Raw genomic sequence first — 25,392 nt, forward strand, 5'->3', positions numbered from 1 at the left:
GGGGTTGTGACACCGCGTGCCGCGCCGTGACGCTGAGGTGGTGACGAACAACGCGACGACCAAGAAGCCCCCGACGGTGAACAAGACCGTCGCCCCCGAGCCGAGCGACATCGGCCACTACTACGACCACAAGGTCTTCGATCTGATGACTCAGCTCGGAGACGGCAACCTGCACTACGGCTACTGGTTCGACAGCGGCAGGCAGGAGGCCACGTTCGACCAGGCCATGGTCCAGATGACCGACGAGATGATCCGGCGCCTCGACCCCGCGCCCGGCGACCGCGTCCTCGACATCGGCTGCGGCAACGGCACCCCCGCCATGCAGCTGGCCCGCGCCCGCGACGTCGAGGTGGTCGGCATCTCTGTGAGCGCCCGCCAGGTCGAGCGCGGCAACCGCAGGGCACGGGAGGCCGGTCTCGCCGACCGCGTGCGGTTCGAGCAGGTGGACGCCATGAACCTGCCGTTCGACGACGCGTCGTTCGACCACTGCTGGGCCCTGGAGTCCATGCTCCACATGCCCGACAAGCAGCAGGTCCTCACCGAGGCCCTCCGTGTGGTCAAGCCCGGCGCCCGCATGCCGATCGCCGACATGGTCTACCTCAACCCCGACCCGAGCAAGCCGCGTACCGCCACGGTCAGCGACACCACGATCTACGCCGCGCTCACCGACATCGGGGACTACCCCGGCATCTTCCGCGCCGCCGGCTGGACGGTCCTCGAACTGACCGACATCACCAGCGAGACCGCCAAGACGTACGACGGCTACGTCGAGTGGATCCGCGCCCACCACGACGAGTACGTCGACATCATCGGCGTCGAGGGCTACGAACTCTTCCTGCACAACCAGGCCGCTCTCGGCAAGATGCCCGAGCTCGGCTACATCTTCGCCACCGCACAGCGCCCCTGACCCGACGACTCCCCAGGGGCCCGCCTGTGAAGAACCTCCGCATCCCCGTGTCGCAGACCGTCTCCCTCAACGTCCGGCACCGGCCCGCGGGCGGATCGGGAGCCGAGGGGCGTCCGTTCCTGCTGCTGCACGGCATGCTGTCGAACGCCCGCATGTGGGACGAGGTCGCCGGACGGCTCGCCGCCGCCGGGCACCCGGTCTACGCCGTCGACCACCGCGGCCACGGCGAGTCGGACGCGCCACCGGACGGCTACGAGAACGCGGCCGTCGCCACGGACCTGGCCGAGGCGGTCACCGCCCTCGGCCTGTCCGGCGCCCTGGTGGCCGGGCACTCCTGGGGCGCGCACCTCGCACTGCGCCTGACGGCCGAACACCCCGGCCTCGTGGCCGGTTTGGCACTGATCGACGGCGGCTGGTACGAGTTCGACGGACCGGTGATGCGGGCCTTCTGGGAGCGCACCGCCGACGTGGTGCGGCGCGCGCAGCAGGGCACCACGAGCGCCGCCGACATGCGCGCCTACCTCAAGGCCACGCACCCCGAGTGGTCGTCCACCTCCATCGAGGCGCGCCTCGCGGACTACCGCGTCGGGCCCGACGGCCTGCTCATCCCCCGCATGACCTCGGAACAGGTCATGTCGATCGTCGAGAGCCTGCAACGCGAGGCGCCCGCCGACTGGTACCCGAAGGTCACCGTGCCGGTCCGGCTGCTCCCCCTCATCCCGGCCATCCCCCAACTGTCCGACCAGGTACGCGCGTGGGTCGCCGCGGCGGAAGCGGCCCTGGAACGGGTGAGCGTGCGCTGGTACCCGGGCTCCGACCACGATCTGCACGCGGGCGCGCCCGACGAGATCGCCGCCGACCTCCTCCTCCTCGCCCGCGAGGTGACCGCGTCCGCGCCCGCGAGGTGACCGCGTCCGCGCCCGCGAGGTGACCGCGTCCGCGCCCGCGAGGTGACGGCGTCCGCGAGAGAGCCGCGTCCCGGCGGCAAGACAGGAGTTAGACCCGCTTAAGCAGCCGCGGCAACCCTGGCAACGACAGCGTGCGGCTCACGCCTGCCCACACCGTCCCACCTGAGGCTTCACGCGCGAGAACAGGAAGGCTGACGATTCCCGTGGCGAACGAAGAGAAGCTCGTCGAGTACCTCAAGTGGACGACGGCCGAGCTGCACCGGACCCAGCAGCAGCTGCGCGACCTCAAGGCAGCACAGCACGAACCGGTCGCCGTCGTCTCGGCGGCCTGCCGGCTCCCCGGCAAGACCCGCACCCCGGACGACCTGTGGGACCTGGTGTCGGAGGGGCGCGACGCCGTCACCGGTTTCCCCGACGACCGCACGTGGGAGCTCCCCGAGGACCCCCCGTACGCGCAACTCGGCGGCTTCCTCGACGACGCGGCCGGTTTTGACGCGGGCTTCTTCGACATCGGCGCGACCGAGGCCGTGGCCACCGAGCCCCTGCAACGGCTCATGCTCCACCTCGCCTGGGAGACCGTCGAGCGCGGCCACATCGCACCGCACACCCTGCGCTCCACCCTCACCGGCGTCTACGTGGGCGCCACCGGGCACGACTACGCGACGCGCCTGGAGACCGCACCCGACGAACTGCTGCCCTATCTCGGCGGCGGCACGTCCGGCAGTCTCGTCTCCGGCCGCATCGCGTACGCCCTCGGCCTCGAAGGCCCCGCCATCAGCGTGGACACGGCCTGCTCGTCCTCCCTGGTCGCCCTGCACCTGGCCTGTCAGGCGCTGCGCCGCGGAGAGTGCCGACTGGCGCTGGCGGGCGGAGGCACCGTCATGTCGACGCCGCACACCTTCCATGCCTTCGCGCACCAGAAGTCCCTCGCACAGGACGGCCGTTGCAAGCCGTTCGCGGCTGCCGCGGACGGCATGGGGCTCGGTGAGGGCGTCGGCCTCGTCCTGCTCGAGCGGCTCAGTGACGCCCGGCGCAACGGCCATCCCGTACTCGCCGTCATCCGCGGTTCCGCGGTGAACCAGGACGGCGCGGGCTACGGCCTCGCCGCCCCCAACGGCCCCTCCCAGCAGCACGTGATCCGCGCCGCGCTCGCCGACGCCGGGCTCACCCCCGACCAGGTCGACGCAGTCGAGGCACACGGGACGGGCACACCCATCGGCGACGCCATCGAGGTGCAGGCCCTCCTCGCGACCTACGGCGCCAACCGCTCCCCCGAGCGGCCGCTGTGGCTCGGCTCCGTCAAGTCCAACACCGGGCACACACAAGGCGCCGCCGGTGCCGCGGCACTCATCAAGATGGTCCAGGCGTTCCGGCACGACACGCTGCCGCCGACGCTCCACGTCGACCGGCCCACCCCTCTGGCCGCCTGGAAGAAGGGCGCGGTCCGGCTGCTCACCGAGGCGGTCGACTGGCCGCGCCGCGACGAGCCCCGCCGGGTCGGCATCTCCGCCTTCGCCACCTCCGGCACGAACGCCCACCTCATCCTCGAAGAGCCCCCGGTACCGGACGCCCCCGCCGACACCGTGGTGCCCGAACTCCCCGTGGCCTGGACCCTGTCCGCACGTACTCCCGAAGCCCTCCAGGAGCAGGCGAAGGCGCTCGTCACGCACCTGGCGTCCGCCGACCCCGCGCCCTCCCCCGCCGAGGTCGCCCACTCCCTCGCCGCCACCCGCAGCCCCCTGACCCACCGGGCCGTCCTCATCGGCACGGACACCACCGGTCTCCTCGCCGCCACCCGCGCTCTGGCCGCCGGCGACGACCACCCCGACCTGACCCGTACCACCGCGGACACCACCCCCAAGAAGATCGCCTGGCACTTCGACGGCACGCGTGCTCCCGACACGCCTGCTACCGGCATGCCTACTACCGGGACGTCTGCTGCCGGCATCGAGGCGGCGTCCGCCGACCTCGGTGCGGCCTTCCCCCTCTTCGCCGCGGCCTTCGACGAGACCCGGGCCCTCCTCGACGCCCACCTCGTCGCGCCCCTCCCCGCCACCGCACCCGCGCCCCAGCACTTCGCGCTCCACACGGCGCTCGCCCGCGTGCTGCTGGAAGCCGGGGTGCACGCCCACACGGTCGGCGGACGCGGCGTCGGCCACATCGCCGCCGCGTACGCGGCGGGCGTCCTGGCCCTCGACGACGCGTGCCGCCTGGCCGCGGCCCACTTCACGGCCACGGCGGAGGACGCGTCGCCCGCCCCCGAGGCGTACGAACCGGTGCTGAAGGACCTGACGTTCCGGCCCGCGACGCTCGCGCTCACCGGCACCGCCCCGGCCGACGCCCCCCTGTCCTCCCCCGGCTACTGGCACCACCACCTCACCTCCACCGACCTCGGCCCCGGCCCGTTCTCCGGCCTCGACCCCGACACCCACACCCTCCTCGACCTGAGCGCCTTCTCCCCCGCATCACCCGCCGTGCGCACGGTCCTTACGGCCCTCGCACGGCTGCACACCTCGGGCGGCACGGTCGACTGGACGCCGCTCACCCGGCGCACACCGCACCTCCGGACCATCGACCTCCCGACGTACCCCTTCCAGGCCACGCGTTACTGGCTGCACGACCACACCACGCACACCGCGGTGTGACACACGGTGTGACACGTCAACACCCCACTCACACAGGAGCATTCATGACCAGCACCGACAACACGACCGGCCAGGACGCCTCCGAGCTGGAGAAGCAGCTCGCCGCGGCCACCCCCGAGGAGCGCGAGAAGCTCCTCACCGACACCATCCGCACGCAGGCCGGCACCCTCCTCAACACCACGCTGAGCGACGACAGCAACTTCCTCGAGAACGGTCTCAACTCCCTCACCGCCCTCGAACTCACCAAGACCCTGATGACCCTGACCGGCATGGAGATCGCGATGGTCGCCATCGTCGAGAACCCGACCCCGGCCCAGCTCGCCCACCACCTCGGCCAGGAACTCGCCCACACGACCGCGTAGCCCCCGGCCACCGAGCCCGGGCCACCGGCCCACTCGGAACACCCCTCGCCCCCGGACGCACGCGGCGGCGGCCCTTCCGGAGCGGGCCAAGGGCCCGTCTCGCCGTACGTGATCTCACCGCGGCCGTTGATCGCGCCGGCACGGCTGCCCTCGGACGGGATCTCGGCCGGGGGGGCGGCGGTGTGGCACGGATCGTGCGGCGGGACGTGAAGCGGCGCATTGAATTGCTCATTTCCCTGCGGTGAGAAAAAAGTCCTTTTCCTGTCCTCCGGCACCCATTGACCAAAGGGCCAAAAACGGCTTCGACCGGGCGCACGGAGCGCCCGGCCGAAGGAAATGCGACTGCCTGTCTACTTACAGAGGGGCACCGCGGCCTGGTTCTTGACGAAGGCGGCGGTGACCCACCCGTTGGGCTTGTTGACCTTGTACCAGACACGGTTTCGGTTGACCGGCTGACCGTTCGTCTTCTTGCAGACCAGGTCGATGACCTGACGGTAGCGGTAGGCCCCGAGGGCCTTCGAGTTGGAGGTCGGGTACTGCCGTACGTTGACCCCGATCCGCGAGGTGACGGTGCCCTTGACCGGCTTGGCGACCGGTGCTGCCACCGGGGCGCCGGAGTCCCGCACGTGCTGGGTGTCCGCCTGCGCGAGACCGGTGAGGGCCACGGAAGCGAGACCGACCGCGAGGCAGGCGCTCACTGCATTTCGAAACATCATGCCGTTATTTCTCCTTGGCGACGCGCCGAGTTTCCTCCGAGAAAACCCGGTCTGCACTGCGGAGAAAAACGTAGGGGCTGGGCGCGAAACAGGAAGCTACCCGACGTTCGACACGCGCCCGGTCACCGGATTGCAGGAGCTTGCCGACGCGGCGGCACGAGAGCGTGGCGCCACCGCGAGGGAGAGCGGTGACACCACGCGTCGAGGTGCTGGAGCCGCACTGCTACTGGGGCATCAGGAGAACAGCTGCACCTTCTCGCCCCGCTCCTTCGTACTGACGCACTCCTGGTAGGGGTTGACCTTGCCCTGCTTCTCGTCGCACTTCCAGGCCTAGCCGTTCACGGTCACGGTGACCGGCGGTTTCTTCTTGGCGTCCAGGGCCTTGCCGTACGCGTCGGTGACCTTGTGCGCCGTGGGACAGGCGGCCTTGCCGTGCGCGGTGACGGCGCGGATGCTCAGACCGTTCCATCCCTCTCCGCAGTCGACATCCTTCGTGGCGCTGCCCTTTCCACCGTCCCCCTCCCCGGTGAGCTGGACACCGGCGCCGACGGGCCCGACCCTGTTGCCCGGGTGGGTCGCCGCCTCCTGCCTGGTCACAGGACCCCACTTCCAGGGCAGGTCCATGGAGTCCTTGTTGCCCGGAGGGGTCACGACGGCGGTCTTGGGCGTGAAGCCCTGCTTCGGCTCGTCCTTCTCGCTGAGGAAGACGAGAGTGAATGTGGTGCTCTCGCCCGGGTCGAGGGATACCGGTTCCTCCTCGGCTTTGCCGCTGCCCTCCCGCAGCGTCTCGCCGTCCTTGCCCTGCTGGGTCAGGGTCACCCCGGGCCGCCCCTCGAGGGCGCAGGTCCCGGAGCCGGAGTTCTTCAGCTCCACCACGACCGTCTCCTGCTTTCCGGTGGCGGTACCGGACTTGGCCGTGCCCTTGTCGCTCCACGACGCCTGAAGCTGATCGGTGCGACAGGTGGGAGCCGCCGCCGATGCGCTGCCGGCACCTGCCAGGAGCCCCATCGGCGCGGCGACGGCCGCGGCGGCGGCCATTGCGGTGGTACGGGTGATGCGACGCGTGCGTCCGTAACTGCTCATGGGAGTACCTCCGTGCCCGACGGGGGCCCGGGCGGACGGAGAGATGGTTCGTTCCGCTGTGATCGATCGATCAGAAACAGCGGCGACCTGATCATCACCACTGATTGCCCCACCACCCCGGCGCCCCGGCAGCTCGACACATCGACCGGGGTCGATACGGGGTAAGGGTATGACGGTGTTTCCGTCCTCGACGTACGCCTACCGAGGCGCCGCGAGTACGTCCCGGAGCACGTTCTCCAGCGTGACGTGAGCCAGATCGCCCTTCAGGGTCTCGTCGATGCCCGCGCAGACGCCCTGCATCGTCGGCTGGATGCCGTGCCCCACCATGCTCCCTCGGTCCGGAGCGGTGCGGTGCGTCGCGAACAGCGGGCCGGGCTCCACGGCTTCGTACACGTCGAGCGGGGTCATCGACCCGAACCAGCGCGCCAGCGACCGGTCCGCGCCCACCCCGCGCCGGGACTCCACGAGCCCCGCCCTGCGCAGCTCCCCAGGCAGCCACCTGCCCATCACGGGGTTGGTGTTCGCGCTGGTCGCGATCTGCTCGGCGGTGGCGACCCCGTGGCCCTGGCGCTGATAGAGCCCGATCCAGCCCAGCGCGTGGGCACGACGTGGTCGCGCGCTTCGGCGACCTGGCCATCCTGGTCAACAACGCAGCCGTCTCGGGCGAGCAGGGCCGCACGGTGGACGCCAACGTCGTGGAGGCCGGCCCGATGGAGGGCGGTATGGACGGACCGGGCCCGGAAACCCTCAAGGCCCTGGTCGACTCGGCTCACCTCCCTGCGACGCATGGGCCACCCCGAGAAAATAGCCGCGCCCCTCGCCTTCCTCGCAAGCCCCACCGCGTCCTACGTCACGGGCGCGGTACTGGACGCCTACGGCGGATACAACGCCTGAACCGGAACGCCTTGCCGCGCACCCTCACGGACATCGCATCTTCGGGGTGCTCATCGCCCACGGCCCGCGCGTGCGTGGGCACACCTCACAAGCCCCGGATCGGGATCGTGTTGCAGGCTCCTGGGCGCGCTGCCATTCCCCGCACTTCTACCTGTGCTAGGCGGGCAGCGCGGGCGCACGATGGTGGCCATGGAGACCTGGGGTCGCCGATCAAGTCCGGCACGAACCGGGCGGATCTATCTGCTGTACACGTTGACCGGAGCCACGGGATCGCTGTTGCTGGCGACTCGCTTCGGTCTGGGAACCGCGGCGATCGCCGCCGCACTGTTGACCTCGATGGGGCCGACCTACTTGGCCTGGGCGGCATTTCGTCACGCCCGCGACGAGGAAGCCATGGCATGGGACTTGGACGCGGTCGCCGGAGATCTGTCCGTGGCAGAGCAGCGGGTGTGGGAAAGCGAGGCACGGCTGCGCAGACTGCACGACCCCTATCCCCTGCCGGTCGCCTGGAAAAGCGGCGACCCCGACCTCTTCGAGGAATGGTCGCTGCTCTGCAGCCTGGCCCGAGCAGGGCCTTGCGGACTACCGTCCGATTCGGCCTACTGGCCTACGGACTCCACCGGCTTGGCCGGCAGCGGCCCGGACATCGTCGAGGTCTTCTCCCGGCGTCTCCCCACCCGCCGTCTGGTCGTCTTGGGAGAACCCGGAGCGGGCAAGACCGTGCTGATGATCCGACTCCTCCTGGGCCTCCTCCACCAGCGCCCCGCCCACGGTCCTGTGCCCGTACTTCTTTCTCTGGCTTCCTGGGATCCCGGCCGTAAGTCCTTGTTCTCGTGGATGGCCCAGCACCTCTGCCGAGCGTATCCGGCTCTGGCTGCGACGGTGATCAATCCGAGGACCGGCAAGGCATCCGATCTTGCGCACGCTCTGTTGGACAGCGGTCGGATCCTCCCCTTCCTGGACGGGTTCGACGAACTACCCGTCGACCTGCGTGCTCGCGCCCTGGACGCCATCAACCAGGCACTTCCGCCTGGGCACCCTGCCGTGCTGGCAAGCCGCACAGCGGAATATCGAGCTGTACACCTTCGCCAGGGGACCGTCGCCCGATTCAATGGAGCCGCGGGCATCCGCCTGCTCCCCCTGATGCCCGAGCAGGCGGCCACGTACCTGCGCCGAGACGCCGGAGGATCACACAGCCCGGCTGCCCACCGTTGGCACGCGGTCACTCGGCTGCTGGGCACGGACACTCCCGTGGGTCAGGCACTCAGCACGCCGTTCGGACTCTTCCTGGCTCGTACGATCTACAACCTCCGTCCCGGAGCCGAGCCCGCCCACGGGTCACACCCCAATGACCTCTGCGATACCTGGCGCTTCCCCACCCGGGCCCGTCTGGAGGCCCATCTGCTCAACGCCTTCGTCCCGAGCGCCTATGCCGCGCCTTCACGCTGCTCGCCCGAAAAGGCCCGGCGCACCTTTGCCTTCCTGGCCCGTCACTTGGAAGACAACCGCCGTGGGAGTCCCGACTTCTCGTGGTGGGAACTCTCTTACGCTCTTTCCCCCCGTGCCCGGCGCCTCTTGCTCGGTTCGGGCACGGGCTGCGCATTCGGCCTCCCCTTCGCACTCATCGCGGGGTTCGGATTCGGGCTGACCGCCGGTGTCATCTGCGGGGTGGTCACCGGCGTCGCAGGAGGAATCGTCGGCGCGCTCGTCGACCCACCGGATGTTCCGGGCATCGGCCTGGTCTGGTCGCGGCCCGCAACGGTGGTGGGGATCGGGTTCGGCGCCGTCGTGACCGTTGCCTGCGCTCCCATGGTGGGCTTGGTGGGCGGCTTCGGCTTCGGTGCGGCGGCCGCCCTTGCGTCAGCAGTCCCGTTCAGCATCGGAGTGTCCCGCCCGGACTTGACGAAGACGGTGGATCCGAGCCTGCTGCTCGCTCGGGATCGCCGTACATTCCGCATCATCCTGCTGCTGAGCGGGGGTTTCGGCGGGCTGGTCGGCGGGATCACGGGTGGGGTGGAAGGTGGCACAAACGCTGGGATCGAGACCGGACTGGTGTCCGCCGTGCTGGTGGGGTTCGGAGTCGGGTTCTGCGTAGCCGTCGGGGTACGCATGAGCTTGCGCGTGGCGGTCGGTCTGGCCTTTGTGCCTCCTTTCGTAACCGGCACCGTGATCGCCTTCGGCGTCGGGCCTGGGATCAGCGCCGGAGTGGGAGCAGGTTCGGGGATCTTGAAGGGCCTCATCAGCGGACTTGTCCTCAGCCTCGGCCTGACGGCTTGGTGGTCGTACGGGCTCGCGCGGTGTTACCTAGCTCTGTCACGCCGGGTCCCGTGGCGCCTGATGACGTTTCTCGTGGAGGCTCACCACCGGGGCATCCTTCGGCAGGTCGGAGCCATGTACCAGTTCCGCCACATTGAGCTCCAGCGTCACCTGGCCCGGCAGCCACGGCCCGCCGACTGACAGAACGCTCCGCGTAGTGCCGTCAACGTGGGTCCACACTCATCTCCGAGAGGCTCCTCGGTTCGCGTTTACTCGATGGCCCGTTCAGCCTGCGCCGGCCACCCTCGCCGCGGGATAGTGGACCGAGGTGCGGAACCGCCTTCGGACTCCAGATGGGCTGGTGAGGATCATGTTCAAGCGCGATCCGGAAAGATCTGTACAGAGGGCAGCTGAGCGCGAAGAGAAGCAGCGCGCCCGTACGGAAGCAGCGGACAAACGGCGTACGGAGAAAGAAGCGCTGAAGAACTGGCGTAAACAGCACCCTGCCGAGAAGATGATGAACGCCGCCGCAATGATGCATTTGTGGCCGTCGTCGAAATACGGTCTGACCGCGCAAGGGCCTGTACTCGGCGGCCAAGCCGAGTTCGTGGATGCCGGTGCCCATAAGGCGTGGACGGCCACAAGGCTCGCCGGTGGAGTCGCGACGGGCGGCCTCTCCGCCTTGGCGGGACGCAAGAACAAGGGTGCAGCGGTCATCAACGTGACCTTTGGAAATGGGTCTGCGCAGACATACAGCGTGACGCCGGACTCCACCAACCTGCGAGCGGCCAACCAGTACGCGAACGCGTTCAACACGCTCGCCGCGCAGTTGGCCGCCGAGGAGGGCTCTGCCCCACTGCCCCCGGCAGTTCAACCACAAGTTCAGTCGGTGGCCGACGAACTCAGCAAACTCAAGGCGCTAGTCGAACAAGGAGTTCTCACGCAGGACGAGTTCGATCAACAGAAGACACGATTGCTCGGAACCTGATCAGGCGGCCGCGGTGAGCGTACCTCCCTCATGCGAGACAAAGCTCTGACCACGGAACCCCCTAGCGACACCGCGGCGATATCGTCCAGGCCATGATCACTCAGATAGTGACGCTGGTGGGTGTGCTCATCGGCGCCCTGACGTCCTACTTCTCCGTCACCATGGCCGAACGCGCCAAGCACCGGCGGGCGTTGGCGACACGGTGGGACGAGCGGAAGCTCAACGCGTACATCGAGTACGCCGCGTGCGTGAAAGAGGTCGCCGACGCCTCGAAGTTCGCGCGCCTGGCAGCCGCGGATTCGGAGGAGTACAACCACTTCATCGCGTCGATGGACGAGGGGGAACGCAGGCGCTCGGCGCTCTTTGAGGCGCTGGTCCTGTTGGCGGCCGCACCGGTCGTGTCCGCCGCGCACGAGGTCAACGTCGGGGTCTGGCAGATGGAGAAGCAGGCACGGGAGCATGAGCCGCCGCCCGTACGCGGCGATCTCCACGAGCGTCTCAACGCGTACCACGAGAGCGCGCGACAGGATCTGGGCATCAACGAGGAGGCGTGGCGCATCCCTTGAGACGCGCGCGCCGCGCCGCGCCCCGCCATCAGAAATCGTGGCGTGGCCAGGTGGCGTCAAGTGGCGGGTCTGATGGACCTGGTGCGCGGGCGTGAGGCACTGTCGGGTGACGCATACTGACGAACACTGGGGAACATCTTGCGTATGACCGTGTCTGCCGCCCTCGCTCTGGCACTGACCGCGGGATTCACTCAGGCCGCTTCCGCCGCCGACGCCCCGGCCGGTACGGACGGCGTATGGCGCATGGACGGCTACGGCACCGTCCTGGCCCTGCGGGACGGACAGCTCCAGGAGTACCAGACCACGGCCGTGAGCTGCCTGAAGGGCTTCGCCGCCCGGCAGACGCGCCCCGGCGTCTACACCACCCCGGACAACGCCGTCCTCACCGTACGCACCGGACACGACCACGACCGTGCCACCGTGGCCATCGACGGCGCAGCGGGGCACCGGAAGCTGAAGCGGATACCGGCGCTGCCCGACGACTGCACCCGGGCCGCCCCCAGTGGTCCTCTCGCGGGCTTCGACGTGTTCTGGCACTCCTTCGCGGAGAACTATCCCTTCTTCTCCGCCAAGGGCATCGACTGGGAGAGCATGCGCACCCGCTACCGCGCCAAGGTGCACCCTGACACCACGCGCGATGAACTCTTCGCCGTCTTCCGCGACATGGTGACTCCGCTGTACGACGCGCACGTCGCCGTCGGTGACGGCGACAAGTACTTTGCGCAGGGCCGCCCCGGCACCGAACTTCCCACCGACGAACTCGACGAGAAGGTCAAGAAATACATCGTGCGGCGCGACCTCGCCAAGGCGCGCAACCTGCGAAACTTCGCCAACGGCCGCATCACGTACGCCGATCTGCCCGGCAATCGCGGCTACCTGCGGATCTCCGGCTTCGGAGGGTACGCGACCGAAGGCGCCCCCTACTCCGCCGAACAAGCCGTGCTCGACCGAACCCTGGACACCGTCCTCACCTCGCAGCGCGCCAAACGGCTCAAGGGCCTCATCATCGACCTGCGCATCAATGGCGGCGGGTCCGACCTCCTGGGCATCCGCATCGCGGAGCGCCTCACCGACTCGCCCTACGTCGCCTACCGCAAGCGCGCCCGCAACGACCCCGCCGACCCCACCAAGTACACCCGCCCCGAGCCGATCCGTGTCACCCCGGCCCAAGCACCCCACTACACCGGCCGCATCGCCGTGCTGACCGGCGGGTCGACGGTGAGCGCGGGTGAGACGTTCACCCAGTCCCTCATCGACCGCCCCGAGGGTCGGGTCGTACGCATCGGCCGGCCCACCCAAGGCGTCTTCTCGGACATTCTGGGCCGCGTGCTGCCCAACGGCATGGGGGCCGTACTGCCCAACGAGCAGTTCCTGACCCGCACCGGCGACACCTTCGACGGCCCCGGTATTCCGCCGCACCTGAAGGAACCGGTCTTCACCGAGGAGGAGTTCGCCAAGAACCGGGACTCGGCCTACGACCGAGCCCTGAATGTGCTGCGGTGACCGTCCGCCGGTGCCGCGCGGCTACGTCAGGACGGGGAGCGACGCGAGGCCGCGTACGAGGCGGGTGTCTCGCCAGGTCAGCCGGTCGGGCGGGACGGCGAGCCGGATCGCGGGGAAGCGGGTGACCACCGCTCTCAGGGCGATCTCCGCCTCGGCCTTGGCGAGGGGGGCGCCGACGCAGCGGTGGATGCCGTGGCCGAAGGCGAGGTGGGCGGCCGCGTCTCGCTCCAGGTCGAGCGCGTCCGGTGACGGGAAGCGGGCCGGGTCGCGATTCGCTGCTCCGAGCACGACCAGGACCGGGGCGCCGGCCGGGATGTCGGTACCGCCGAGCGTGACGGCTTCCTCGGTGAACCTGAAGGTGGCCGTACTCACCGGCGAGTCAAAGCGGAGCAACTCGTCCAGCACGCCAGGTACGTCGTCCGGGTCGTCCCGGAGGCGAGCGAGTTCGTCCGGGTGCTGGAGCAGTGCCAGTACAGCGTTGCCCAGGTAGTTGGTGGTGGTCTCGTGCCCGGCGACGAGCAGCAGCACCGCGAGGGAGACCAGCTCTTCCTCGCTCAGGTGATCGTCCCCGTCGCGGGCGGTGATGAGCCGGTCGAGGAGCGAGTCGCCGGGTGCCCGGCGCTTGGCGGCGATCAGGCCCGTCATGTAGTCGGCCATCGCGTGGGAGGCCGCGTCGATGACGTCCGGTCTCCCCACCGCGAACAGCTCCGCCGACCAGCGCTGGACGTCGGTCCTGTCGGCCTGCGGAACGCCCAGCAGTTCACAGATCACCATGACCGGCAGCGGCACCGCGAGACCTGCCACGAGGTCGTACGGCCCGTCGGCCGGCCACCGGTCCAGCAGCTCGTCCGTGGTGCGTGCGATGAACGGGCGCAGCTGCTTGACGGCCCCGGTCGTGAACGCCTTGGTCACCAGCTTGCGCAGCCGGGTGTGCCGCGGCGGGTCGCTGGCCAGCATGGTGTGGGCGACCGCGGGGTGCAGGCGGCGGCGTGACTCCTTGCCCGCGAAGAAGACAGCTGTGTCCTTCGACAGCCGCGCGTCGGCCAGAGCTGCCCTGGCCTCCGCGTAGCCGGTGATCAGGTAGCTGGTACGCCCGCCGGATCCGGCGGGCACGGGCTGCACCGGGCAGGTGGACCGCATCGCCGCGTAGGACGGGTACGGGTTCCGCAGGAAGCCCGGGTCCTGGGTCGGGTCGGTCACGCCATGCCTCCGTTGCTCTGCAGAAGCTGGCCGTTGATCCATCCGCCCTCCGCGGAGCAGAGGAACGAGACGAGATGGGCGCAGTCCTGTGGCACGCCGAGGCGTCCCAGCGGTGTGAAGCGGATCATGTCCGCCTTCTGTTCCTCGGTCATCCACCCAGTGTCCGTCGGTCCGGGATTGATCGCGTTGCAGGTCACTCCCAGCTCCGCGAGTTCCCGCGCGGCGGCCAGCGTGATCCGGTCCATCGCCCCCTTGCTGGCCCCGTACGGAAGGTTGCCTGCGGTGTGGTCGCTGGTCAGGCTGATGACGCGTCCGCTGCCGTGCCGTCCGCGGAACCGCAGCCCGTACTCGCGGATCAGCAGCCAGGTCGCCCGCGCGTTGACCGCGAAGTGCCGGTCGAAGCTCTCCACCGTGGTGTCCAGCAGACCGGAGTCGACCGACTCGCAGTGGCAGAGCACCAGCGCGGTGACGTTCCCCAGCTCACGCTCGACGTCGTAGAAGAGCCGCGGCGGCACGGCCGGATCGCTCAGGTCCGCCTCAACCGCGAACGTTCTCGCCCCGAGGGACGCCACCTGCTCCCGCAACTCCTCGGGCGCACCCGGCTCCGTGCCCCACTGCATCCGCGCGTCATACGGAGTCCAGTACGTGAAGGCCACGTCCCACCCGGTCCTGGCCAGATCCAGTACGACGGACGCCGCGATCCCGGCCGACCGTCCCGCCCCCGTGACCAGGGCAAGCGGGCGCCCCCCGTCTCCCACGTCCTGCCGACTCCCCACGAGCGTCTCACCAGTCATGCTCCTCATCCTGACGGGCGCCCTTACACACGGCACGCGTTTTTCCCCGGGCGCGGAACGTACGTCCTCGGAGCGGAACGTGCGCGAATGAGCGCGGCACGCACGGTGGTCCAGGTGGGCGTGGGTCGGGTCGGTGTGCCGGTGAAGTGCAGCAGGACGTGGCGGCCGGCCCGGGGCAGTGTGAAGAGGTCCGTGCTGTTGGAGAGTTCGAGGTTGGGGGCGCGTCGACCGGTCAGGGGGTGGTGGTGTGCGGGGCCCGGGTAGGTGACGGCCGGCGCGGAGAGCCTTTCGGTCAGGCTTCGGGAGAACTCGGTTACCGTGGCGATGAGTTGACTCAGGAGCGCGCGCAGGTCCTGGCCCTCCGCCGAGTAGGCGTTCATCAGTGCCCTCTGGGCGCGGGTGCTGAGCAACAGGTCGGCGCCGACCGGGTGGCGTTCGGCGTGGTAGCTGTCCAGGAGTCCGGCGGGGGCGGTGCCTGCCACGGTGGCGGCCAGTTTCCAGCCGAGGTTCATGGCGTCCTGAATGCCGGCGTTGAGGCCCACGCCTCCGGCCGGGTAGTGCATGTGCGCGAGCCGCCGCACACTTCGAGGACACCTCCTTCGACGAGCCCTCCGACTACGGGCTCTCCCGCATCCTCGGGGTGTGAAACGGAACGGCGGACTGTTCCGGCACGCCTCAGGCCGGCGTCGCGAGGACGGACTACGGGTCGGAGCCAGGGGCGGGCCGTCGATGCAGGCTCCCGCGATCGGGCCGGGGCTCACACGGTGAGGTGCTGGCCGGTGCCGGGGCCGTCGCCGGCCGCCTCGGGGGTGATGCCGTGCTGCTCTTCATCGGGGCGGCCCTTCTTGGGCAGCAGGAAGGTGATTCCGAGGAAGACCATCAGCAGACACGCCTGGACGATCAGCGCGCGGTGGAAGCCGCCGGTGAAGTCGCCGGTCTCGGCCCGGGCGAAGAACACCGAGCCGAAGACCGCGACACCGATGGATCCGCCGACCGCCTGGACCGCCGACAGGACACCGGACGCGGATCCGATCTCGTCGTCGTCCACCGCGGCCAGGATGAAGCTGAACAGGGCGGCGATCACCATGCCGGCGCCGATGCCCGCCACCGCCACACCGGGAGCGATGTCCCAGATCGAGAACGAGGCGGCATCGAGGCCGTCGAGCTCGAACCGCAGCACGGCCGCGCCGGCCAGTTGGACCAGCGGTCCGATCTGGAGCACCTTTCGGCCGATCCTGTCCGCGAGGAACGCGCCGCTGACCGCGCCACCGATCGCGGTTCCCACCGCGAGGGGCAGGTTGCCGAGGCCCGCGTCACCGGAGGTGAAGTGCTGGCCGATCTGGAGGAACAGGGTCAGTACGAGCTGGGTGCCGATCAGTCCGCCGAAAAACAGGGCGATGCCACCGAGGCCGACGGTGAAGGCCGGCTTGCGCAGCAGCCCCGGGGTCACCAGCGGCTCGCGGCCCGCGGCGGACGTGCGGCGCTGCTGGAGGGCGAAGAGAGCGAAGCCGATCGCCGAGGCGGCCATGGACAGCCACGTCCACAGCGGCCAGCCGTTCTCCTGCCCCTGGTTGAGCGGCAGCACCAGCAGGGCGCAGGAGATCACGACCAGGGCGGCGCCGGTCATGTCGACCCGTACCGTGCGGTCGCCCGCCTTCTTGGGCACGAACCTCGCGGCGACGATCAGTGCCGCGACACCGATGGGCAGGTTGACCAGGAACACCGACCGCCAGCCCAGGCCGAAGAAGTCGCCCTCGATGAGGAAGCCGCCCAGGACCGGGCCGATGATGCCGCCCAGGCCGAGGACGGGGCCGAAGATCGCGAAGACCTTGGTGAGCTCGGGGCCGGAGAAGTTCTCCCGCAGCAGGCCCAGCCCCTGGGGCAGCAGCATCGCTCCGGCGGTGCCCTGCAGCAGGCGGAAGGCGATCAGCGACTCGATGTTCGGCGCGACCGCGCACAGCAGGGAGCTCGCGGTGAAGGCCGTCAGGCCGATCAGGAACATCCGGCGTCGGCCGTAGCGGTCGCCGAGTCGGCCGCCCAGCACGAGGCCGGCGCCCAGAGTGAGGGCGTAGCCGCCGATCACCCACTGCAGTCCGACGGATCCGGCACCGAGGGACTTCTCCAGGTCCGGTCCGGCGACGTTGACGATGGAGGCGTCCAGGAGATCCATGATCTCCGCGACGATCATCACCACCAGGATCAGCCACCGCCACCGGTAGGGCTCGGTCGTCTCGTCAGGGAGGGGAGACGGGTCACGCACGACAGATACCTCCATGGTGAAGTAATTCCACCGTGAAGGTAAAGTGAGGGGCGGTAGGTTGTCAAAGCGGTGTGCTCGGACCGCTCGGCAGGAGGGAAGGGCGAAGGCGTGGAGGAAGCAGTGCGCGACGGTGTCGCAGAGCAGCGTGAGCGGCTGATGGAGTCGCTGAGGATCTACGGCGGCCACTACACCGAGCTCAGCCGCCGCTTCGCCGCCTGGCTGGGCCTGCACTCCACGGATGCGACCGCGGTCCTGGAGATCGCCGCCGCCGAGGAGCGCGGCACTCCGCTGTCACCGGCGCGGCTGAGCGAGCGGATCTCCCTCTCCACCGGCGCCACCACGGCGTTGCTGAACCGTCTCGAAGCGGCGGGGCACATCACCCGGGCCCGGGAGCACTCCGACCGACGCATCGTCACCCTGCGCAGCGGCGCGCACATCCAGGAACGGGCGGACGAGTTCTTCGGCCCGCTCGCCCACCGCCTCGACGCCGCGATGTCGCACTACCCGCCCCAGTTCCTGGCACAAGTCGAAGCATTCGTGGCCGACCTGAACACCACCATGGACAGCCACCTCACGGAACAGGGCGCGGTGCCACCGCGCCCCCTCCGCACCCCTGATGGCCCCACTTCCTGATGGACGACTCCCTGACGGACGAACTCCCTGACGGACGAATCCCCTTGCCGTATGGCTTCCGGCCGAGCGGCCCGGCGGTGTCGCCCGCTGCACGGGAGTCGGCGGCAGCGGAACCGCAGGCGCGTCCCCTGACGGCTACGCCAGCGGGGGAAGGGTGAGGATTTCGGCTCCGTCGTCGGTGATGGCGATGGTGTGCTCGCTGTGCGCCGTCCGGCAGCCCGTTGCGCTGCGCAGCGTCCAGCCGTCGGCATCGGTGACGAGCGTGGCGGTGTCGGCCATGACCCAGGGCTCCAGGGCCAGGAGCAGTCCAGGGCGCAGCTTGTAGCCCCGGCCGGGCCGTCCGTTGTTCGCGACATGCGGGTCCTGATGCATGGTCGAGCCGATGCCGTGACCGCCGAACTCGAGGTTGATGGGGTAGCCGGCTTCGCCGAGGACCGTACCGATGGCGTGTGAGAGGTCACCGATGCGCGCCCCCGGCCTGACGGCGGCGATGCCCGCGGCCAGCGCACGTTCGGTCGTCTCGATCATCGCGACGCTCTCCGCCGGCCGGGCCTTGCCCACGAGGAAGCTGATCGCGGCGTCCGCGGCCACTCCGCGCAGGGAGACAGCCAGGTCCAGAGTCAGCAAGTCGCCGTCGGCGAGCGTGTAGCTGTGGGGCCGGCCATGGAGCACGGCGTCGTTGACGGCCGTGCAGATGTAGTGGCCGAACGGGCCGCGCCCGAAGGACGGCGCGTAGTCGACGTAGCAGGACTGCGCCCCCGCCTCAGTGATCATTTCCTTGGCCCACTGGTCGATGTCCAGAAGGTTCGTGCCGGGCGTGCTGCGCTGCTTCAGCGTGTGCAGGATGTTGCCGACCAGCGCTCCGGTGTCCTTCGCCCGATCGATCCGGGTGGAGTTGAGGATCTCAATCATGGGGGCCTCTCACGTGCTTCCAATAACTATACCGTTCTAACTATACCGGTATTAGAATGGGCGGATGGTCAGGTTGCCGCTCACTCCCGCCGAGGTCGAACGCGGACAGCGCCTGGGCGCCCTGCTCCGCCGGGCCCGGGGCCGCCGCTCGATGATCGACGTCGCGCTCGCCGCGGGCATCTCGCCGGAGACGCTCCGAAAGATCGAATCCGGCCGCGTGGCCACCCCCGCCTTCCCGACCATCGCCGCGATCGCCGACGCCCTCGGGCTGTCCCTCGACGCGCTCTGGGCCGAGATCAGCCGGCCGGAGCGCACCGACGAGGACCAGCCGGCCCTGCCTGTCGCCCGGCACGTCCTGTTCGTTTCGTAACCCGCCGCGCCACTCCCCCACGGGTGGGTTGTTCAGTGCGCGGTGAGCCCGCCGTCGACCACCAGCTCCGCGCCGGTGACGAACGAGGAGTCGTCGCAGGCCAGGAAGAGGATCGCGGGGGCGACCTCATCGGCGCGGCCGGCTCGGCGCATGGGGGTGCGTCGGATGTCCGGCTGCTGGTCGCCCTGGTCGTCCAGGAGGTCCTGGATCATCGGCGTGGCGATCACCCCGGGGTGCACCGAGTTGATCCGTACTCCCTGCCGGGCGTACTCGACCGCGGCGGTCTTGCTCAACAGGCGCACGGCTCCCTTCGACGCCTGGTAGGCCGCAGCCGCACCACTTCCCACCAGGCCGAGTACCGACGACGTATTGATCACTGACGCGTTGCCGCTCGCACGCAGGAGCGGCATCGCCGCCTTCATGCCGAGCCATGTGCCTTTCTGGTTCACGTCGATGACGCGGTCCCACGCCTCTTCCCGCGTGTCCTCGATGCCCGGCCAGTCCAGGATGCCGGCGAGGTTCACGAGCACGTCCAGCGTTCCGAACCGGTCGCGTACGACGGTGATCACTTCGTCCCACTCCCGCGCGGAGGAGACATCGAGGCGGGCGGCGACGACCTCCGCACCGCGCGCCTCGATCCGGTGGGACAACTCCCGCAGAGGGCCTTCGGCGACATCGGTGATGACCAGCCGGGCGCCCTCGCGGGCGAAGAGCTCGGCGGTCGCTGTGCCGAGGCCGCCGGTCGCGCCTGTGATCAGCGCGACCTTGCCGTCAAGTCGTTGTCCTGTCATGGATGTGGTCCTAGATCTCGTTGATGTTGACTGGCTTACTGACTGGCTTACTGACTGACTGTCGTGTCGGAACCTCCTGGTCCGCCGAGGGCGGAGTCGCCCCCTCCCGGGCACGGGGCGCGCGGTCACGTGCGGGCCCGGCGTTCTCTACGACTGCTTCTGTTCCCGGTAGAGCACGAGGTGCTCGTGATAGAGCACTCCGTCCCGGATGTCGCCCGTGGCGGTGAAGCCGGTGTCGTCGACGTAGTCCAGGTGACTGCCGACCACCGTGTACCGCCCGGTGTACGCGCCGGCCCGCGCGCCACGGGCTTCGTCGTACCGGCCGTCCGGCAGCAGCTCCTGCCGGATGTGACCATCCGCGGTCACCCACATCCCGACCACGTCGACCTGGTCGCCCTCAACGGTCCCTGCCACGGCGGACTCCTCTCCTCGCACGATGTCGTCCTTCTTGCTCCACCGAGTCTGGGCAGGCCGCCGGCCGGCAACCAGGACACGTGCTGCCTGGGCATGGCACACCCAGGCAGCACACCGAGCCCCCGCCTAGCCTGACCACATGGACGACAACCACCTGGGAGACTTCCTGCGCGCACGCCGCGCCGACCTGCGGCCGGAGGCCGTCGGCATGGCGAGTTACGGGGTCCGCAGAGTCGCCGGACTGCGCCGCGAGGAGGTCGCCGTCCTGGCCGGAATCAACGCCGACTACTACACACGCCTGGAACAAGGCCGCGAGCGCAACCCCTCACCCCAGGTGATCGACGCGGTCAGCCGGGCACTGCACCTCGACACGGAGGCCCGCGCGCACCTGTACCGGCTGGCCGGGGCCACGCCGAACGACCGGCCCTCCGCCCACACCACCGAGCGGGTGAGCCCCGCGCTGCGACAGCTGATGGACGGCTACCCGAACACTCCGGCGTTCGTCATGAACCGGACCCTCGACCTCCTCGCCGCCAACGCCTTGGCCGACGCCCTCTACGCCCCGTTCGATCCGGCGGACAACTTGGCCCGCATGGTCTTCCTCGACCCCGCGGGCCGCGGCTTCTACACGGACTGGGACCGGGCAGCACAGGCCACCGTCGCCAACCTCCGCGAGGCAACCGGATATGAGCCGGACAACCCGCGACTGCGCGAGCTCGTCCACAACCTCACCGAGGACAACGCGGACTTCAACCGTCTCTGGAACGCGAACACCGTGCGCGGCAAGACCCAGGACGCCAAACACTTCCTCCACCCGGACGTCGGCCCCCTCACCCTCACCTACCAGGCCTTCGACGTACGCGACGCTCCCGGCCAGCAGCTCGTCATCTACCACGCCGAACCGGGCAGCCCCAGTGCCCAGTCCCTCAACCTGCTCGGTTCCATCCACGCCACCCGCCACCGTCCCGCCCCTCGGCCCCACCCCCGCCCGCGGCACCCTTGAGGACGACGACCTGGTCGCCGGGCCTGAGGTGCTGGTGGGTTATGTCCCGCTCCGGCCCCCGGTGGTCCCCGCTGGACCCCAGAAAACGATCAGGGGCCGTTTCAGATTGCTCTGAAACGGCCCCTGATCTGCGACTCTCACGAGTCGGGACGACAGGATTTGAACCTGCGACCCCTTGACCCCCAGTCAAGTGCGCTACCAAGCTGCGCCACGTCCCGTTGCCCGTGTGACCTGGGGTTTCCCCTGGCCGAACGCGCACCGAAACAATACCGCACTCCGACCGGTGATCGCTCACGCCTTTCCCGGGTCGGGGGTGGGCACGGGCGTGAACGAGCCGCTCCTCCCCCCTCGCCTCGGGCTCGCGAGGGAGACGACCGGGGCGCCCCTGTGACTCGGATCACCGACCGCGGTCCGGCCCGGCTCGCCCCGCCTGCCCCGCCTGCGCACGCCGCGATCCCGAAGAGAGCGGGGCGAGGACGAGGACAGGGACGGGGACGAGGGTGTCGGGACTGGCAGCGTGGGGGCGGCGTCCGCGCGGACCAGGCCGCTGATCGCCGGGATCGCGAGCAGGGCGATGCAGACCCCCACCGTCATCACCCCGCCCGTCAGCAGCACCGTCTCCGCGCCGACGGCCGCCGCCGCGGGGCCCGCGAGGGCCTGGCCCACGGGCAGCAGGGCGAGGGAGCCCGCGACGTCGTAGGCGTGGATGCGGTTGAGGACGTCCGGCGGGACCTGGGTCTGGACGCTCGTCGCCCACATCACTCCCCAGAAGGAGGCGCCCGCGCCTGCGACGGCCGGCGCCCGCCGACATCAGCGGCACACCCAGCTGGGCGCCGACGGCCGCGGGGAACGCGGCGAAGGCGACCAGGGCGATCGCCCCGGCCCGGAGCATGCGGCGCGGTCGCAGCCGCAGGGCGAAAAGACCGCCGAGCACGGTGCCCGCGCCCAGGGCGGAGTTCACCAGACCGTACGCGCCGGAGCCGTGTTCCTGGACCACGAGCGTCGCCACCAGCGGCACGGTGGGCCCCGTGGTCGTGATCATCAGCACGCCGAAGACGGCTATGACACCCCACAGCCAGGTACGGGACCTGAACTCGCGCCAGCCCTGCACGAGGTCGGCCCGGAAGCCGTCGCTGTGCGGCTGCGACCCCGGGCGGGCCGGAGGCAGTCTCAGCAGAACGAGGCAGAGGGCGCTGACCCCGTACGTCGCCGCGTGCGCGGCGAAGACGGCGCCCGGCGATGCGAGGCCGACCAGGACACCGGCGGTGGCCGGGCCCGCGAGGGACGCGGTGGACTCGGCCACGCGTATCGCGCCGTTCGCCTTCTGCACGTCGGCGGCGAGGCGCGGAACCGTACTGGCGACGCCCGGCTGGAAGACGGCGGCGGCCGCGCCGTTGACCGCGCCGATCGCGCAGATCTGCCAGAGGACGACGTGGCCGGTGAAGAAGAACACCGCCGCGAGCGACTGGGTGCCGAGCCGGACGAGGTCCGCGCCGATCATCAGCAGGCGTGTGCTGAAGCGGTCCGCGAAGACCCCGCCGAAGATCACGAGGCCCGCGAAGCACACGGTCGTGGCGGCCATCGCGAGGCCGACCGCTCCGGCGCCGTGTCCGTGCCGCAGCAGTCCGGCGGTCAGGGCGACCGGCAACATCGTGTCGCCGAGCTTCGCCACGGCACGGGCCGCGAAGAACAGCCCGAAATCTCGGGACCAAATGCCCCCGTCACCTGTCCCGTGCGCCCCCGAGTGCGCCTCCGAGCCCTTCAGCACGCTTCCCCACCCCTCGCCACGGCAACGGTGGGATCATGCCACCACCCCCAACTCGGGGTGCCGCTCCAGGAGTCGGGGCGGCGCGGCCTGGCGCCAGGAGTCGGCCAGGATGTCCGTGAGCTCGTCGACGTCCAGGGCCGCGAGGCGCACTCGCACCCACGCCGAGCCCGCCTCGTGGGCGGCGACCCAGAACTTGTCCGGTTCGGCAAGGACCAGCTCGTCGCGCTCGACCTTCGGGCAGCGCACGGCGAAGGACGTCTCGTCGTCGGGAACCGTCACGAACATCTTTCCTGCGACCCGGAACGTGGGCATGCTCCACGCGACCTTCTCCACCGTCTCCGGCAGGGCGAGCGCGATGCGGCGCACGTCATCGGAGGTGACGCGGGCGCGGGATCTGGACTTCGACATGCCATGAACCGTAGCCAACACCACTGACAGTCGCCCCTCGGCGCACTCTCCACCCCGGCGGCCCGAAGGGCCCCGGTCGCCGCGACCGACTCCAGCAACGCTCTCCACCGATGAGAACGGCAACTCCCGAGGTTACGGACGTTCTTCGGTCACGGCGCCGCGCTATCGGCCACACCGCGCACCGGCCTTCTTTGGGGTACACGAAGCGGACCAGAAGCCGTTCAGACCCTCCCGGCCGGGCGACCAGCCGACGAGGACCCTCAGCGGTCCACCTCATCCGGTCGCCCAGTAGCGGAGTTTGTCGGGGTTGCGCATCACCCAGATGTTCTTGATCCGGTCGCCGACGACCTCGAACGCGAACACCGTCACGACGCGGCCGTCCTGTTCGGCCACCACACCGGGCCGGCCGTTGACGGTGTGCTCCAGGAACGTCATGTCGCCCGGCTTGCGGCGGGCGATCTCCACCCAGGCGTGCGCGATCTGCCGACCGCCCGCGATGGGGTGCGGGAAGGTCGTGGCGTGACCGCCGCCGTCGGCGATCGCGGTGGCGTGGGGGTCGAGCAGGCCGATCAGGGCGTCTATGTCCTTGGCCTCCCACGCCTGCTTGAAGTCCCTGACGATGCCGGCGCGCCGGGCTTTCGGGAGCGGGGGCGATGTCTCCTGCCCGGCCCGGATACGGCGACGGGCCGAGGAGGCCAGCTGGCGGCATGCCGCCGGCGTGCGCCCGATGATCCGGCCCACTTCCGCGAAGGAGTAGCGAAAGACGTCGTGCAGGATGAACGAGACGCGTTCGGCCGGGGTCATCGAATCGAGCACGACCAGAAAGGCCAGGTCGACCGACTCGTCCAAGGCGACCCGGTCGGCCGGGTCGACGGCCCCGCCGCCCGACCGGCCGCTGATCCACCCCGTGGGCTCGGGCAGTGGCTCGGGGAGCCATTCGCCCACGTAGGTCTCCCGTCTGGCGCGTGCCGAGGCGAGCACGTTGAGGCAGATGCGACTGGTAACCGTCGTCAGCCAGGCGCCGGGGGCACGGATGGCGTCCCGCTCCTGCCAGGACATGGCATACCAGCGGGTGTAGGTCTCCTGCACGGCGTCTTCGGCCTCGGTCAGGGAGCCAAGCAGCCGGTACGCGAGATTGATCAGCTGGCGCCGCTCGCTCATGATCGCGTCGAGCCCTGCGGTGGTCATCGTGACGGCCCCCTCGGTCGTGTGTGCCCTCACCTGAACGACAAGACAGCGTCCCGCAATGCAAGGCCGCGTCGTCGCCTCACATCCCGCGGGGCCGTTTTGTCGAACGGTTGAGACGAACCCACCAGCTAATGCGCCGCGTTGACGTGGCAGCACCCCAGGGAGACACCATGAGCCTGTTCCGGCTTGACGCCAGCATCCTTCCCGGCACCTCGGCAAGCGCCGAACTGGCCGACATCGTGGAAGCGGAGTGGACCGCGGCCCACCCGGACGAGCCGGTAGTACGGCGCCATCTGGGCACTGAACCGCTGCCCGCCGACGCCTGGGTGCAGGCCCACACCGGCGCTCTGACGCCCGACAGCGCCCGCACGCCCGCCCAGCGCGAGGCCCGCCTGCTCGCCGAGACGCTCCTCGCGGAGCTCGAGGCCGCCGAGGCGGTGGTCCTGGCCGTGCCGTTGTACAACTTCGGTGTCTCCCAGCACATCAAAACCTGGATCGACCTGGTCATCTCCGGGGCGCCCTTGGGCAGCCCGGTCCTCAAGGACAAGCCGACCGTCCTGGCCACAGTGCGCGGTGGCGGCTACGCCCCCGGCACTCCTCGCGAGGGATGGGACCACTCCACCCCCTACCTCAGGCGCATTCTCGCCGATGTGTGGCAGGCCGATCTCACCGTCGTCGAACGCGAGCTCACCCTCGCCACCTCGCCGGGCATGGAGCATCTCAGGGACCTCGCCGCCGACCTCCACACAAAGGCCCTGATCACTGCTGGAGAAGCCGGGCGGGACATCGCGGCCAAGTGACGGTGCACATCAGCGGCACCGAC

The 25,392-nt window shown here is 69.9% G+C and carries 24 protein-coding genes, 1 tRNA gene and 2 pseudogenes; 13 read left to right on the forward strand and 14 right to left on the reverse strand.

Features of this window, described 5'->3' with window-relative positions:
- Positions 1–40: 40 nt before the first annotated feature.
- From AC07DO_RS39090 to AC07DO_RS39105, 4 genes are all read left to right on the forward strand, one after another.
- Positions 41–907, forward strand: coding sequence for an SAM-dependent methyltransferase (locus tag AC07DO_RS39090; RefSeq protein WP_479067168.1), 867 nt, complete (start codon positions 41–43; stop codon positions 905–907).
- Positions 908–933: 26 nt separating this feature from the next.
- Positions 934–1,815 carry an alpha/beta fold hydrolase gene (locus tag AC07DO_RS39095; protein ID WP_479067172.1) on the forward strand — a complete coding sequence of 294 codons (882 nt, stop codon included), beginning with the start codon at positions 934–936 and terminating at the stop codon, positions 1,813–1,815.
- A gap of 203 nt (positions 1,816–2,018) precedes the next feature.
- Complete coding sequence (locus AC07DO_RS39100; protein ID WP_479067174.1) at positions 2,019–4,460, forward strand: type I polyketide synthase; 2,442 nt, start codon at positions 2,019–2,021, stop codon at positions 4,458–4,460.
- 44 nt (positions 4,461–4,504) lie between these two features.
- Positions 4,505–4,822, forward strand: coding sequence for an acyl carrier protein (locus AC07DO_RS39105; protein WP_479067176.1), 318 nt, complete (start codon positions 4,505–4,507; stop codon positions 4,820–4,822).
- Between the two features lie 350 nt (positions 4,823–5,172).
- Here AC07DO_RS39105 and AC07DO_RS39110 read toward each other — a convergent pair whose 3' ends face one another.
- The 3 genes from AC07DO_RS39110 to AC07DO_RS39120 form a co-directional block, all read right to left on the reverse strand.
- Complete coding sequence (locus tag AC07DO_RS39110; RefSeq protein ID WP_479067178.1) at positions 5,173–5,538, reverse strand: SH3 domain-containing protein; 366 nt, start codon at positions 5,536–5,538, stop codon at positions 5,173–5,175.
- 330 nt (positions 5,539–5,868) lie between these two features.
- The gene (locus tag AC07DO_RS39115) at positions 5,869–6,621 is read right to left on the reverse strand and encodes a DUF4232 domain-containing protein (protein WP_479067180.1); all 753 of its coding nucleotides are present in this window, start codon (positions 6,619–6,621) and stop codon (positions 5,869–5,871) included.
- A gap of 198 nt (positions 6,622–6,819) precedes the next feature.
- Positions 6,820–7,215 carry an Rrf2 family transcriptional regulator gene (locus AC07DO_RS39120; protein ID WP_479067222.1) on the reverse strand — a complete coding sequence of 132 codons (396 nt, stop codon included), beginning with the start codon at positions 7,213–7,215 and terminating at the stop codon, positions 6,820–6,822.
- A 192-nt stretch (positions 7,216–7,407) separates the two neighbouring features.
- On the opposite strand from AC07DO_RS39120, the gene AC07DO_RS39125 reads away from it, so the two are divergent.
- From AC07DO_RS39125 to AC07DO_RS39145, 5 genes are all read left to right on the forward strand, one after another.
- The gene (locus AC07DO_RS39125) at positions 7,408–7,515 is read left to right on the forward strand and encodes an SDR family oxidoreductase (protein ID WP_479067182.1); all 108 of its coding nucleotides are present in this window, start codon (positions 7,408–7,410) and stop codon (positions 7,513–7,515) included.
- A gap of 189 nt (positions 7,516–7,704) precedes the next feature.
- Positions 7,705–9,972, forward strand: a complete 2,268-nt coding sequence (locus tag AC07DO_RS39130) for an NACHT domain-containing protein (protein ID WP_479067184.1) — start codon at positions 7,705–7,707, stop codon at positions 9,970–9,972.
- A gap of 169 nt (positions 9,973–10,141) precedes the next feature.
- Complete coding sequence (locus AC07DO_RS39135) at positions 10,142–10,759, forward strand: SHOCT domain-containing protein (protein ID WP_479067186.1); 618 nt, start codon at positions 10,142–10,144, stop codon at positions 10,757–10,759.
- Between the two features lie 92 nt (positions 10,760–10,851).
- The gene (locus AC07DO_RS39140; RefSeq protein WP_479067188.1) at positions 10,852–11,325 is read left to right on the forward strand and encodes a hypothetical protein; all 474 of its coding nucleotides are present in this window, start codon (positions 10,852–10,854) and stop codon (positions 11,323–11,325) included.
- A 144-nt stretch (positions 11,326–11,469) separates the two neighbouring features.
- On the forward strand, positions 11,470–12,828 hold the full coding sequence (locus AC07DO_RS39145) for a S41 family peptidase (protein ID WP_479067190.1): 1,359 nt from the start codon (positions 11,470–11,472) through the stop codon (positions 12,826–12,828).
- Positions 12,829–12,849: 21 nt separating this feature from the next.
- On the opposite strand, the gene AC07DO_RS39150 is transcribed toward AC07DO_RS39145, so the two are convergent.
- From AC07DO_RS39150 to AC07DO_RS39165, 4 genes and pseudogenes are all read right to left on the reverse strand, one after another.
- The gene (locus AC07DO_RS39150; RefSeq protein ID WP_479067192.1) at positions 12,850–14,028 is read right to left on the reverse strand and encodes a cytochrome P450 family protein; all 1,179 of its coding nucleotides are present in this window, start codon (positions 14,026–14,028) and stop codon (positions 12,850–12,852) included.
- Positions 14,025–14,822, reverse strand: coding sequence for an SDR family oxidoreductase (locus tag AC07DO_RS39155; protein ID WP_479067194.1), 798 nt, complete (start codon positions 14,820–14,822; stop codon positions 14,025–14,027). The genes AC07DO_RS39150 and AC07DO_RS39155 overlap by 4 nt, the downstream gene beginning before the upstream one ends.
- Positions 14,823–14,845: 23 nt before the next feature.
- A pseudogene (locus AC07DO_RS39160) lies at positions 14,846–15,391 on the reverse strand (FAD-dependent monooxygenase); the annotation flags it as partial.
- A 188-nt stretch (positions 15,392–15,579) separates the two neighbouring features.
- Positions 15,580–17,097: an MFS transporter gene (locus AC07DO_RS39165; protein WP_479067196.1), complete on the reverse strand. Its 1,518-nt coding sequence runs from the start codon at positions 17,095–17,097 to the stop codon at positions 15,580–15,582.
- 141 nt (positions 17,098–17,238) lie between these two features.
- Here AC07DO_RS39165 and AC07DO_RS39170 point away from each other — a divergent pair, with 141 nt between their 5' ends.
- Positions 17,239–17,715, forward strand: a complete 477-nt coding sequence (locus AC07DO_RS39170; protein ID WP_479067224.1) for a MarR family winged helix-turn-helix transcriptional regulator — start codon at positions 17,239–17,241, stop codon at positions 17,713–17,715.
- Between the two features lie 135 nt (positions 17,716–17,850).
- On the opposite strand, the gene map is transcribed toward AC07DO_RS39170, so the two are convergent.
- Complete coding sequence (gene map, locus AC07DO_RS39175; RefSeq protein WP_479067198.1) at positions 17,851–18,627, reverse strand: type I methionyl aminopeptidase; 777 nt, start codon at positions 18,625–18,627, stop codon at positions 17,851–17,853.
- Between the two features lie 64 nt (positions 18,628–18,691).
- On the opposite strand from map, the gene AC07DO_RS39180 reads away from it, so the two are divergent.
- Positions 18,692–18,997 carry a helix-turn-helix domain-containing protein gene (locus tag AC07DO_RS39180; protein ID WP_479067200.1) on the forward strand — a complete coding sequence of 102 codons (306 nt, stop codon included), beginning with the start codon at positions 18,692–18,694 and terminating at the stop codon, positions 18,995–18,997.
- 32 nt (positions 18,998–19,029) lie between these two features.
- Here the strand turns inward: AC07DO_RS39180 and AC07DO_RS39185 are convergent, their stop codons facing one another.
- Complete coding sequence (locus AC07DO_RS39185; RefSeq protein WP_479067202.1) at positions 19,030–19,788, reverse strand: SDR family NAD(P)-dependent oxidoreductase; 759 nt, start codon at positions 19,786–19,788, stop codon at positions 19,030–19,032.
- Positions 19,789–19,935: 147 nt separating this feature from the next.
- Positions 19,936–20,160, reverse strand: a complete 225-nt coding sequence (locus AC07DO_RS39190) for an Atu4866 domain-containing protein (RefSeq protein ID WP_479067226.1) — start codon at positions 20,158–20,160, stop codon at positions 19,936–19,938.
- Between the two features lie 181 nt (positions 20,161–20,341).
- Here AC07DO_RS39190 and AC07DO_RS39195 point away from each other — a divergent pair, with 181 nt between their 5' ends.
- Positions 20,342–21,205 (forward strand): helix-turn-helix transcriptional regulator, encoded by an 864-nt coding sequence (locus AC07DO_RS39195; RefSeq protein ID WP_479067204.1) that lies wholly within the window; start codon positions 20,342–20,344, stop codon positions 21,203–21,205.
- 144 nt (positions 21,206–21,349) lie between these two features.
- Here AC07DO_RS39195 and AC07DO_RS39200 read toward each other — a convergent pair.
- The 4 genes and pseudogenes from AC07DO_RS39200 to sigJ all read right to left on the reverse strand — a co-directional run bounded on the left by AC07DO_RS39200 (position 21,350) and on the right by sigJ (position 24,569).
- Positions 21,350–21,423: transfer RNA gene (locus AC07DO_RS39200), tRNA-Pro, on the reverse strand.
- A gap of 73 nt (positions 21,424–21,496) precedes the next feature.
- Positions 21,497–22,919, reverse strand: a pseudogene (locus tag AC07DO_RS39205) (MFS transporter).
- Between the two features lie 87 nt (positions 22,920–23,006).
- Positions 23,007–23,381: an MmcQ/YjbR family DNA-binding protein gene (locus AC07DO_RS39210; protein ID WP_479067206.1), complete on the reverse strand. Its 375-nt coding sequence runs from the start codon at positions 23,379–23,381 to the stop codon at positions 23,007–23,009.
- A 273-nt stretch (positions 23,382–23,654) separates the two neighbouring features.
- Positions 23,655–24,569 (reverse strand): RNA polymerase sigma factor SigJ, encoded by a 915-nt coding sequence (gene sigJ, locus AC07DO_RS39215; RefSeq protein ID WP_479067208.1) that lies wholly within the window; start codon positions 24,567–24,569, stop codon positions 23,655–23,657.
- 170 nt (positions 24,570–24,739) lie between these two features.
- Here sigJ and AC07DO_RS39220 point away from each other — a divergent pair, with 170 nt between their 5' ends.
- Positions 24,740–25,369, forward strand: coding sequence for an NAD(P)H-dependent oxidoreductase (locus AC07DO_RS39220; RefSeq protein WP_479067210.1), 630 nt, complete (start codon positions 24,740–24,742; stop codon positions 25,367–25,369).
- Positions 25,370–25,392: the final 23 nt, after the last annotated feature.

Source organism: Streptomyces sp. NPDC045678 (assembly GCF_056432085.1).

Bases quoted from the DNA above. Each gene is read 5' to 3' on its own strand.
- AC07DO_RS39105 (WP_479067176.1), top strand. From the start codon at position 4,505: ATGACCAGCACCGACAACACGACCGGCCAGGACGCCTCCGAGCTGGAG.
- AC07DO_RS39110 (WP_479067178.1), bottom strand. From the start codon at position 5,538: ATGATGTTTCGAAATGCAGTGAGCGCCTGCCTCGCGGTCGGTCTCGCT.
- AC07DO_RS39115 (WP_479067180.1), bottom strand. From the start codon at position 6,621: ATGAGCAGTTACGGACGCACGCGTCGCATCACCCGTACCACCGCAATG.
- AC07DO_RS39125 (WP_479067182.1), top strand. From the start codon at position 7,408: ATGGGCCACCCCGAGAAAATAGCCGCGCCCCTCGCCTTCCTCGCAAGC.
- AC07DO_RS39130 (WP_479067184.1), top strand. From the start codon at position 7,705: ATGGAGACCTGGGGTCGCCGATCAAGTCCGGCACGAACCGGGCGGATC.
- AC07DO_RS39135 (WP_479067186.1), top strand. From the start codon at position 10,142: ATGTTCAAGCGCGATCCGGAAAGATCTGTACAGAGGGCAGCTGAGCGC.
- AC07DO_RS39140 (WP_479067188.1), top strand. From the start codon at position 10,852: ATGATCACTCAGATAGTGACGCTGGTGGGTGTGCTCATCGGCGCCCTG.
- AC07DO_RS39145 (WP_479067190.1), top strand. From the start codon at position 11,470: ATGACCGTGTCTGCCGCCCTCGCTCTGGCACTGACCGCGGGATTCACT.
- AC07DO_RS39155 (WP_479067194.1), bottom strand. From the start codon at position 14,822: ATGACTGGTGAGACGCTCGTGGGGAGTCGGCAGGACGTGGGAGACGGG.
- AC07DO_RS39165 (WP_479067196.1), bottom strand. From the start codon at position 17,097: ATGGAGGTATCTGTCGTGCGTGACCCGTCTCCCCTCCCTGACGAGACG.
- AC07DO_RS39170 (WP_479067224.1), top strand. From the start codon at position 17,239: ATGGAGTCGCTGAGGATCTACGGCGGCCACTACACCGAGCTCAGCCGC.
- map (WP_479067198.1), bottom strand. From the start codon at position 18,627: ATGATTGAGATCCTCAACTCCACCCGGATCGATCGGGCGAAGGACACC.
- AC07DO_RS39180 (WP_479067200.1), top strand. From the start codon at position 18,692: ATGGTCAGGTTGCCGCTCACTCCCGCCGAGGTCGAACGCGGACAGCGC.
- AC07DO_RS39185 (WP_479067202.1), bottom strand. From the start codon at position 19,788: ATGACAGGACAACGACTTGACGGCAAGGTCGCGCTGATCACAGGCGCG.
- AC07DO_RS39190 (WP_479067226.1), bottom strand. From the start codon at position 20,160: ATGTGGGTGACCGCGGATGGTCACATCCGGCAGGAGCTGCTGCCGGAC.
- AC07DO_RS39195 (WP_479067204.1), top strand. From the start codon at position 20,342: ATGGACGACAACCACCTGGGAGACTTCCTGCGCGCACGCCGCGCCGAC.
- AC07DO_RS39210 (WP_479067206.1), bottom strand. From the start codon at position 23,381: ATGTCGAAGTCCAGATCCCGCGCCCGCGTCACCTCCGATGACGTGCGC.
- sigJ (WP_479067208.1), bottom strand. From the start codon at position 24,569: ATGACCACCGCAGGGCTCGACGCGATCATGAGCGAGCGGCGCCAGCTG.
- AC07DO_RS39220 (WP_479067210.1), top strand. From the start codon at position 24,740: ATGAGCCTGTTCCGGCTTGACGCCAGCATCCTTCCCGGCACCTCGGCA.